Genomic DNA, 10,494 nt, shown 5'->3' with positions numbered 1-10,494 from the left:
TTCGGTGCGTAGTTGACAGGTATTTGATTACCATAGTTTGGCTTAATATGTATTGGAATGGTATGAGCTTTGAGAGTAGACGAAAGGAATTTAAAGAGTGGCAACTAAACAACAATTATCAGATGCAGTAAGTAAGCGGCGAACGTTTGCAATTATTTCACACCCGGATGCGGGGAAAACAACGATTACAGAACAATTACTTCTATTTGGAGGCGTTGTTCGAGAAGCTGGGACCGTTAAAGGACGGGGTAGTTCAAACTTTGCGAAGTCTGACTGGATGGAAATCGAGCAAAAACGGGGGATTTCTGTTACATCATCAGTAATGCAATTTGACTACGATGGTAAGCGGATCAATATCCTAGACACCCCAGGTCACGAAGACTTCTCGGAAGATACTTACCGAACTTTGATGGCAGTTGACTCTGCAGTTATGGTGATTGATGGTGCCAAGGGGATTGAACCCCAGACTCGTAAACTCTTTCAAATTTGTAAGATGCGGGGAATCCCGATTTTTACCTTCATTAACAAGTATGACCGGGATGCCCGGGAACCACTTGATTTGATGAATGAAATTGAAGAAACCCTGGGAATTGAAACTTACCCAATGGATTGGCCAATTGGAATGGGACGTCAATTTATGGGGGTCTATGATCGTCACAATCGGCGGGTTGCATTGACGCACCCTGCTGATGAAGAAAATCCGTATCTGCCACTAGATGAAAATGGTGAAGTAATTGGGGATAACCCACTGGCGGGTGAAGGTGAGTGGGAAGATGCTCTGGAGGGAATGGAATTAATTTCTGAGGCCGGAAGCGAATTCTCTGAAGAAAAAATTGCAGCGGGAGATCAAACCCCGGTCTTCTTTGGTTCAGCCTTGACGAACTTTGGGGTTAAGACCTTCTTAGAAACTTACTTGAAGTATGCTCCGGCACCAAGTGCACACAAAACAGAAGAGGGAAAGGCAATTGATCCGCTCTCACCAGAATTCTCAGGTTTTGTTTTTAAGATTCAAGCAAACATGAATCCTAAACACCGTGACCGAATTGCTTTTGTCCGGGTCTGCTCGGGTGAATTTGACCGGGGAATGGACGTTACCTTGGAACGGACACAGAAGCCGCTTCGGTTGTCAAACGTGACAGAATTCATGGCAAACACACGTGAAAACGTTGAAAAAGCCGTAGCAGGTGACATTATTGGTCTCTATGACACAGGGAACTTTCAAATCGGTGACTCAATTTATACCGGTAAGGAAGACATTAAGTTTGAGAAGTTACCACAATTTACGCCAGAACTATTTGTTCGGGTTTCCGCTAAGAACGTTATGAAGCAAAAGTCCTTCCACAAAGGGATTAACCAGCTGGTCCAAGAAGGGGCGGTTCAGCTTTATCAAAACTACAATACTAACGATTACATCTTAGGGGCCGTGGGACAACTTCAATTTGAAGTCTTCAAGTTCCGGATGCAAAACGAATACAACTCCGAAGTGATCATGGAACCAATGGGCAAGAAGACGGCTCGCTGGATTAAACCTGATCAGTTGGATCCAAAGATGTCCTCTTCTCGTAATATCTTAGTTAAGGATATGCAAGGAGAACCACTCTTCTTGTTTGAAAACCAATTTGCCGAGAACTGGTTCAAGCAAAAGTACCCGGACGTTGAATTAACGTCGAAGTTATAGGAAGTCAATAATGTATAAGGAAATTGAAAGTTCCAAAAAGTGGGATGGGTTAGTAATATTAATCTTTTTAATCATTACATTTACTATTACGTACCCATTATGGAATTCGCATCAAGTTTTTGTTGCTAATGACTGGTCGTTTCATGCATCACGTGTCGAAGAAATCTACCAGAATTTAAAGTCTGGTCATCTATTTACTTATATTGCGACACACACATTTCAGAAAACAGGGGTTGCCAACTTTCTTTTCTACCCTACTATCTTTCTTTATCCATGGGCGATCTTTCGATTTTTATTTAGTCCCGTAACAGCTTTTTATGCCTGGTTTTCATTATTCAATTTAATTACGCTACTATTAACGTACTACTGTGCAAAAAAGGTCACAGGTTCACCAATTAAAGCCATAGTAGCTGCTATATGCTATGTAGAGATGCCGTACCATCTTTTGGTGGGAGAAGGAATCTTTGGCGCTTTTTTAGCATGGACTTTCATACCGTTAGTTATGTTAGGTGGGTATCAATTATTCTTTACGGATAAAATGAATTGACAACCGTTGGCAATAGGCTTAGCGTTAGTTAGCTATTGCCATATTTTAAGTGTAATTTTGTGTATTGAAATCTTATCCTTTTTATTTTTGATATCATTATTTCAGGGTAAGTGGAAGAATAGAGAACGGATTTTGGCTCTATTAAAGTCCATTATAGTTTGTATATGCCTAACATTAGTGATAGTTGCTCCGTTCATTTCTGACTATATTGGCCAAAATATTGTAAGTACTAATGTTGGAATTAATTTTTCAATGGTTACCTCGTTGGAAAATGTTATCTTTAATTCATTCAATAAGTACTATAGCCAGAATGTCGGTATACTACTTATTCTTTCAGCACTTACTGGCTTTGCGACAAGTTCAAATAAGTTATATCGAGGTGCTTGGTTTATAGGAGTTATACTATTAGTAGTTACCTCAACATTATTTCCGTGGGAGACGATACAAAAATTAGTACCGATTTTGGGTGTTATTCAGTTTCCATTTAGGTATATCACCTACGCAGGGATATTTTTAGCACTAGTGGCGGGTGATGCGATTGGTGAAGCAGTAGAAAAAAAGCAAGTTAACAATGCTAAGCGACTGTCCATTTTTATTGCTATTGCAGTGGTAGCAGTGGTATATCCGCTGAGTGCTTTACAAAATCATCACTGGTGGAATAACAGCTCCCTTGATCAGATTACATTGAAGGCAGCGGGGACTGTGCCTGGAACACAATCAGGATATAAGTTATCGAATTCTAATTACTATGAATTATTTTCACACGGTGTGGTTTATGGTGGGGAGGATTATTATCCCAGCCAAGCACGGGGAAATAATTATGCTGACTTTAACCTAGCGGTTGAAGTTCCTAAAACTCGTTCAATTGTTGATGGTATTACGTATGCGGATGGCAAGGTAATTAAGGCCACAAGGATCTCTGGAGCTAATAGGTTAACGTATAAGTTGAAGAACGTAAAAGGAAAAACCATTAATTTGCCATTCCTTGTTTATAAGAATACGTACTTAGAAGTTGGAGGGAAGCCTGCTAACTACCAAGTAAGCAAGCGAGGAACTATTGAATTTAAGGCAACATCGAACCAAGTTGTAGCAACTGTGGGATACAAAGCAACCATCTTAATGAAAATTGGTATGCTTGTAACCCTTATTAGCTGGCTAGCAATAATTGCTAGTTCAGTTTTAAAATTAAGGCGAGCTTCTTAAGATGAATAAAATAAATTTAAGTATTATTATTCCAACTTACAATAACGGTAAGTTGATCGCTAGGGCTATTCAAAGTGCCTGCGCTTATGGGGGAACAGACTTAGAAATCCTAGTGGTTGATGATGGGTCAACGGATGGATCAACTAATGAGTTACAGAATATTGATCCACGGGTACAAGTGATCCATAAAGAAAATGGTGGGGTAAGTTCTGCCAGAAACCTAGGCTTACAAAAGGCGCAAGGGGAGTATATTCTTTTCTTAGATGCAGATGATCAGCTAACCCCGGAATGGGGTCAGCAAATGGAACATCTGAAAGGGCAAGACTTGATTCTTTTTAACTATCAAACCTCTAAGGGCGAAATTCGAAATAGTAATCGTCAGTGTTTGCTAAGTGGGGATGGATTAGAGGAATACCGATGTACGATGATTTCGAATCCGACCAAGAACTTAACGGTATGGGGAAAGTTTTTACGTCGCCAAGTCATCGAAGAACATGGCTTACACTTTGATGAAAACCTATCTTTTGCAGAAGATGGGGACTTCATGGTTGCTTTCCTGTTAGAAATTCAATCGCTTCAATTGGTTCCAGCGTCATTTTATCGTTACTTGGATAGTCCCAGCTCTGTTATGCGTACTTTTGATGGTAAGAAAGTAGCAGGATATCTTGATGCACTAAGCATGACGACTAAGCGCTTTGAGCATCAGCATGAAGATATTCAAATGGCAGGTGCCTATTACGTTCTTATGCACGTGAACGTAATGATGGTTCGCGAGGTCTTTGACATTAATAATCCGGCATCAAACCGGCAAAAGACTCAGCAATTAAAACGAATCATTAAGGAGCCAGTAATCTCAAGTGCCTTAGCAAAAGTTCCCTTGCGGGCGTGTCGAAAACCGCGTCTTGTTCCCATTGCACTACTAAAATTACGTTTGTATTGCTTGGCAAGAATGATCTTTACCTTACGATCAAAGGAGAATCATAAATAACGAACCTTAGCTGAGTGGCGGATACCATTTAACTTTGCCAAAAGAGTGGGGGGATCAATTATGAATATTTTGGTAACCGGTGGTGCTGGCTTCATTGGGAGCCACTTCTTACACTACCAGCTTAATTACCATCCCCACGATCGAGTGGTGAACCTCGATTGCTTAACCTATGCCGCTAACCTAGCTAACGTGGTCAACTTAGAGAATCATCCCCATTACCGTTTTATTTTAGGTGACATTCGCAACGCCCAGACCGTTAACCAGGTGATCGAAGAAGAGCACATTGATGTGGTGGTTAACTTCGCGGCTGAGTCACACGTTGACCGTTCGATTGAAAAGCCAATGCCCTTTGTTTCGACTAACATCATGGGAGTCCAGGTCCTGTTGGATGCCTGCCGTAAGGCCCAAATTCGGCTGGTGCAGGTTTCAACGGATGAGGTTTACGGATCGTTAACAACGGGACGGGCAACCGAACAGACGCCCTTAAATCCCAGTTCCCCTTACGCAGCCACCAAAGCCTCGGCTGATCTGCTAACTCTGGCGGCTTATCACACATATGGTCAGGAGGTAGTGATTACCCGGTCCGCCAATAATTACGGGCCTAACCAGTATCCGGAGAAACTGGTGGCAATGATCATTATCAGGGCACTTGCGCATCAACCAATCACGATTCAGGGAGCGGGTGATGATGTCCGCGACTGGCTTTACGTAGCCGATAACTGCCAAGCCATCGACCTGGTAATGAGAAAGGGTGATGCCGGGGAAGTGTACAACATTGGGGGCTTTGAGAGTCAGTCGGTTATGGAGGTGGTGACCCACTTACAAAAGTTAATCGGCTTTGAAGATCATCAGGTTATTCACGTTGCTGAACGGCTAGGTCATGATCACCGTTACGCTTTGGATGATACTAAGCTTCAAAAGGCTTTTGGTTGGCAACCATCCACAGGTCTTACCGATGGGCTTTTAAAGACCATTAGGGCGTTTCAGTTTAATTAATAAAAGGTCTCTTAAAAAAGAGGCCTTTTTTCTTTTCAGAAGACAACAAGTTCTGATTTATTGGGAGTGGATTTCCATTTTTACTCTAAGACACAAAACATTTTATATTCTTACTTACTTATAATAGTTATTTTGAAAAGGGTTAATTTTTAGTTCGATAAATGTTAAAATAATCCTGGTTTTGTAATTTCTTTGTGAATAAACGGAGGAAAAAATGGAAATAAAAAAGCACTTTAAGATGTATAAGAGTGGTAAACAGTGGTGTGTTGCTGCTCTAGCAACCTTAGCTATTACTACTGGAGGAATCTTAAGTACCTCAACGGCTCATGCAGATACCACGTCAGCAGTACCAAGTTCTGCAGTGGAAGCTGTAAGTACTAATTTATCTGCTAATAATGAAGCCGTAAGTGCTAGTTCGTCTGCTAATAGTGAAGCGGCTGATGTTAGTTCATCATCTACATCCAGTGCAAGCTCAAGCCAGGGAAGTGCAAGTGCAGAAAAAGCTACAACCGTGAACGTTGCAACAGGTACGAATACATCAGCATCAAGCGCTGCTGCTACAGCTGAAAGTAGTAATACTAGTAGTTCAGCAACAACAACGAATGATGATTCTCAACCTATTCGAGAAGTTAAGGCTGCTGTTTCAAACACAACCAATGCTCGTTTTGAAACCAAGGATGGTAAAGTTTATTACTATGATGCTGAAAACCACATGTACCAAAACCAATGGTATGAAAATTGGGGTAATAAATACTACTTTGGTGATGACGGGGCACGAATTACTTCCGCAACTCATGATATCGATGGGGCTACTTATTACTTTGATAACCAAGGGATTATGAAGAGTAACTACTTCCTAAACCAAGGCGGGAAGGTTTACTACTTCGATAAGGACGGTAAGGAGTATAAGAATCGGTTCTACTCTAACTGGGGTAATAAATATTACTTTGGTGCTGACGGGGTACGGATTACCTCCGCAACTCATGATATCGATGGGGCTACTTACTACTTCGATGACCAAGGGATTATGAAGAGTGACTACTTCTTAAACCGAGACGGGAAGGTTTACTACTTTGGTAAGGACGGTAAGGAGTACAAGGATCAGTTCTACTCTAACTGGGGCAACATGTATTACTTCGGTAAGGATGGGGCCCGTTACACTAACCAGTATTACTTTAATTGGGGGCATACCTATTACTTTGGCGAAGGCGGGGTTCGTTACACCAGCCGGTTCTATAGTAACGACGGAAAACTCTACTACTTCGATAAAAAGGGAATTCGTTTAACCAACCAGTGGTACCAAAACTGGGGTAATAAATATTACTTTGGTGCCGACGGGGCGCGGATTACCTCCACAACCCACGATATCGATGGGGCCACTTACTACTTCGATAACCAAGGGATTATGAAGAGTGACTACTTCTTAAACCAAGACGGGAAGGTTTACTACTTTGATAAGGATGGTAAGGAGTACAAGGATCAGTTCTACTCTAACTGGGGCAACATGTATTACTTCGGTAAGGATGGGGCCCGTTACACTAACCAGTACTATTCTAACTGGGGTCATACCTACTACTTTGGCGAAGGCGGGGTTCGTTACACTGACCGGTTCTATAGTAACGACGGAAAACTCTACTACTTCGATAAAAAGGGAATCCGTTTAACCAACCAGTGGTACCAAAACTGGGGTAATAAATATTACTTTGGTGCCGACGGGGCGCGGATTACCTCCACAACCCACGATATCGATGGGGCCACTTACTACTTTGATAATCAAGGGATTATGAAGAGTGACTACTTCCTAAATCAAGGTGGAGAAGTATACTACTTTGGTAAGGATGGTAAGGAGTACAAGAATCAGTTCTACTCTAACTGGGGCAACATGTATTACTTCGGTAAGGATGGAGCACGGTATACCAATCGCTTTTACCAAAATTGGGGGCACACCTACTACTTTGGTGATGGGGGCGTCCTACTAAAGAACCAAACGAAGCAAATTGATGGGATTACCTTGACCTTTGATAAGGATGGGATAATCACCAATACCTCTAGTGTTACTTCTGTAATTCGGGAACAAATTGCTAAAGAGGTAGCTCAGAAATTAAATAGTGACATTAAGTGGGACTGGACTAACCAATCCAATGGTTATCAAGAACTTGCCTTGCACGACCTGGCACAATTATTGGCTCAGGGTGATGCTAATAATGATGGAGCGGCCCTTGCTAAGCGACTTCAAAGTGACTCACTCTTGAGTGGAGAAGTTCTTTCTTCAACCGTAAAAAGGTTAAATGGAACACCAGCTAATATTGCTGAAGCCTTTGTAAGTCAGCTAAATGCGACTAGTGATCAAAAGAATGGCGCCGTTGTTGGAGTGGGTTTTGACTTAGCTAACGATCAAGTGGCAATCATCCTATTTAAGCCGGCAAATGAACAGGCGGTAGCCCAAGTCTCCTCTTCAATTATTGCGAAGATTGCTGAAGTATATAAAGCTGCGGGAATTAATAGCAATGTTGAAGTAGCGAATGGTCTTACGACGGGTACAACCGTTAGTGCCTCAGAATTAGGTTCAGCTTGGCAACAACTCAACACAGCTCTACTAAAAGGAACAGCAAACGAAACAATTCCTAGTGACGTGTTACAAGCCATCTTTAATGATTTACCAGGGAATAAGACGGCCCTTAATGGTACAAAAACCTACACTACAGCTAATGGTGATCAGTATCATTACGAGTATTGGTTGGCTGGTCAATCGGCTGATGACAAGTTACAGAATTTCCTAAAGGAAAATCAAGGGGCTAAGTACGGCGATCAATTAAAGGTTAATTACACAGCTACTTTAACTTGGGGGCCAGCTAGTCAAGTCACAACTGATACAACACCAGCTAGTCAAAAGACAGATAGTCAATTAGATTTAGCTTACCAAACGGGAAGTGAAACAGGGGCCCGTTATGATAAGGTCACCGTGGAGAAGCTTCCGGGGATGACTGAAGACATGATTCGAGGGGTTGATATTTCATCCTACCAAGCCCTGGTTAATGCTGGGGTTCAATTCTATGACTTCAACGGTAATAAGGCTCCTCTCTTCAAGGTCCTCAAGGATGCTGGTGTAAACTGGGTTCGGATTCGGGTTTGGAATGACCCATATGATAAGGATGGTAATGGCTATGGTGGGGGAAATAATGATGAAGCAACCCTCGTTAAATTAGCCACTGAAGCATCTCAATATGGATTGAAGGTGCTCGTTGACTTCCACTACTCTGACTTCTGGGCAGATCCAGCTAAGCAACCCCTTCCAAAGGCATGGAAGAATTTAAGCTCTAATGATCTTAACCAGTCAATTTACCTCTATACCGCTAAGGTCTTAACGGACTTACGGAATGCTGGTGCTAATGTTGGGATGGTACAAGTTGGTAACGAAATTACTAACGGAGTCTTTGGCCTTTACAGTGACCGCGATCATGGTGGTAATTGGCGGTCACTTTGGCAAGGGAAGGATGCTAACCAAGTTGCCCAGTATTTAGCAACCGGAACCTCGGCTGTTCGAGCAATCTTACCAACTGCTAAAATTGCCCTTCAACTTGAAACACCAAATATTGATAAATACCGGACGATTATGACGGTTTGGAAGAATAACCACGTTGATTATGATTACCTGGGAACTTCATACTACCCATTCTGGTCAACAGGTGACAATAACGGTACTTACAACGGTCAAAACCTTGGAACGGGTGCCAACACACCAAATAACTTGAAGGCAATTGAAGAAATGGCCCAAAATGAATTTGGCAAACAAGTGGTTGTTCTAGAAACGGCTTGGGTATCTACCACCCAAGACAGCGATGGGACGGGTAACTCAATTGGCTCAACTTCAGATACTAGTGCCTATCCTGTTAATCCTCAGGGGCAAGTAAATGCTTTAGAAGATATGTATAAGGCCTTGATAGCCGGTAACGGGGTCGGTGGTTTCTACTGGGAACCGGCATGGATTCCGGTCAAGGCTGGTTGGGATAACTGGCAGTTTAACAAGGAAATGTCTAACCTTTATGGAACGGGATGGGCTTCTAAGTACGCAATTGGCTATGCACCAGATAATGTAATGTATTACAACGGTCAACCAACCTGGGGTGGAACCACTTGGGATAATGCCGCGCTCTTTGATGATCATGGTCACCCGCTTCAGTCATTGATGGCTTACGCTGGTATGCTGAATGGCTACACCACGCCAACAATTGAGCAAACAAGCTCAGTTAATGCAAAGGTGACTCAAATCGTTAACAAGACGGATGTAACGCCGAATGATGGGTTAACAACCAATGCTGCACCGTCGATCACCAATCTGATTTCTGAGGATGGTCAAAAACTTTTGAAGGGTGATCCAAATCAGACAATTAGCAAGTCTGTTTTAGAACAGATTGCTAAAGACCTGATTACTTCTTCAAAGAGTCAGATTTATACCGCTGATAATGGGGCAATCTATCACTACGTTTATACTCTTGATGGGGTAACTGCAGATGAACAAGTTGCTAACTTTGTTAAGGCTAATGCTAATGCCAAGTACGGTAACCAGTTGGTTGCTGACTATACAGCAACAGTAGTTGTTGATCAAGAAGCTACGCCATTAGTACCAACGGCTGGTGAAGCAACTTCACCGATTGTAGTCAAAGTTGGCCAAGTTTGGAATACCGTTGGAAATGGAACGGTTAATGTTACTAACGGACCTAAGTCAGGTGACGTATTAACCTCTAACGACCTTAACTTACAAGGTATTTCAACGACGGCGGTTCAAAAGCTATTAACGGGTAAGAAGGGAGAAGCCATTAGTGCTGATGCATTAAATCAAGTTAAGTCTCTTTTAACTAATAAAGCGGTTGAAGGCACGAAGACTTACACGGTTGATGGTAATAACTATCATTATGAATACTGGCTCCAGTCAGTTGACCAAAATGGAACTTATGGCTCGCCCGTAACCTTAACTTACTCTGCTTCCCTTAAATGGGACGGTAAGACGGCTTAATTAATAAAAAGGTCTCTTAAAAAAGAGGCCTTTTTTTCTTGCCAAATTACTTGGTTAGTTATATAGTT

6 protein-coding genes are annotated in these 10,494 nt (G+C 42.1%); all 6 read left to right on the top strand.

What is annotated here, in order from left to right; genetic code table 11:
• Window positions 1–97: 97 nt before the first annotated feature.
• The 6 genes from AOQ57_RS06035 (at window position 98) to AOQ57_RS06015 (ending at window position 10,426) form a co-directional block, all read left to right on the top strand.
• The gene (locus AOQ57_RS06035) at window positions 98–1,678 is read left to right on the top strand and encodes a peptide chain release factor 3 (RefSeq protein ID WP_093626190.1); all 1,581 of its coding nucleotides are present in this window, start codon (window positions 98–100) and stop codon (window positions 1,676–1,678) included.
• Between the two features lie 10 nt (window positions 1,679–1,688).
• The gene (locus AOQ57_RS08325) at window positions 1,689–2,225 is read left to right on the top strand and encodes a putative glycosyltransferase family protein (RefSeq protein WP_235789016.1); all 537 of its coding nucleotides are present in this window, start codon (window positions 1,689–1,691) and stop codon (window positions 2,223–2,225) included.
• Window positions 2,226–2,357: 132 nt separating this feature from the next.
• A complete protein-coding gene (locus AOQ57_RS08320) occupies window positions 2,358–3,428 on the top strand; it encodes a putative glycosyltransferase family protein (RefSeq protein ID WP_235789015.1) in 1,071 nt (356 codons plus the stop codon).
• Between the two features lies 1 nt (window position 3,429).
• The gene (locus tag AOQ57_RS06025) at window positions 3,430–4,416 is read left to right on the top strand and encodes a glycosyltransferase family 2 protein (protein ID WP_093626187.1); all 987 of its coding nucleotides are present in this window, start codon (window positions 3,430–3,432) and stop codon (window positions 4,414–4,416) included.
• 60 nt (window positions 4,417–4,476) lie between these two features.
• Window positions 4,477–5,412: a dTDP-glucose 4,6-dehydratase gene (gene rfbB / locus AOQ57_RS06020; protein WP_093626185.1), complete on the top strand. Its 936-nt coding sequence runs from the start codon at window positions 4,477–4,479 to the stop codon at window positions 5,410–5,412.
• 214 nt (window positions 5,413–5,626) lie between these two features.
• Window positions 5,627–10,426, top strand: a complete 4,800-nt coding sequence (locus AOQ57_RS06015; RefSeq protein ID WP_093626183.1) for a glycosyl hydrolase 53 family protein — start codon at window positions 5,627–5,629, stop codon at window positions 10,424–10,426.
• The last annotated feature ends 68 nt before the right edge of the window (window positions 10,427–10,494 follow it).

The organism is Limosilactobacillus gorillae, from assembly GCF_001293735.1.
GTDB lineage: Bacteria > Bacillota > Bacilli > Lactobacillales > Lactobacillaceae > Limosilactobacillus > Limosilactobacillus gorillae.
The sequence above is the reverse complement of the archived record's forward strand: the minus strand, read 5'-3'. Positions and strand labels throughout refer to the sequence as shown.

Excerpts from the sequence above, each read along its gene's own strand:
- AOQ57_RS06025 (WP_093626187.1), top strand. The coding sequence starts at position 3,430 with ATGAATAAAATAAATTTAAGTATTATTATTCCAACTTACAATAACGGT.
- AOQ57_RS06015 (WP_093626183.1), top strand. The coding sequence starts at position 5,627 with ATGGAAATAAAAAAGCACTTTAAGATGTATAAGAGTGGTAAACAGTGG.
- AOQ57_RS08325 (WP_235789016.1), top strand. The coding sequence starts at position 1,689 with ATGTATAAGGAAATTGAAAGTTCCAAAAAGTGGGATGGGTTAGTAATA.
- rfbB (WP_093626185.1), top strand. The coding sequence starts at position 4,477 with ATGAATATTTTGGTAACCGGTGGTGCTGGCTTCATTGGGAGCCACTTC.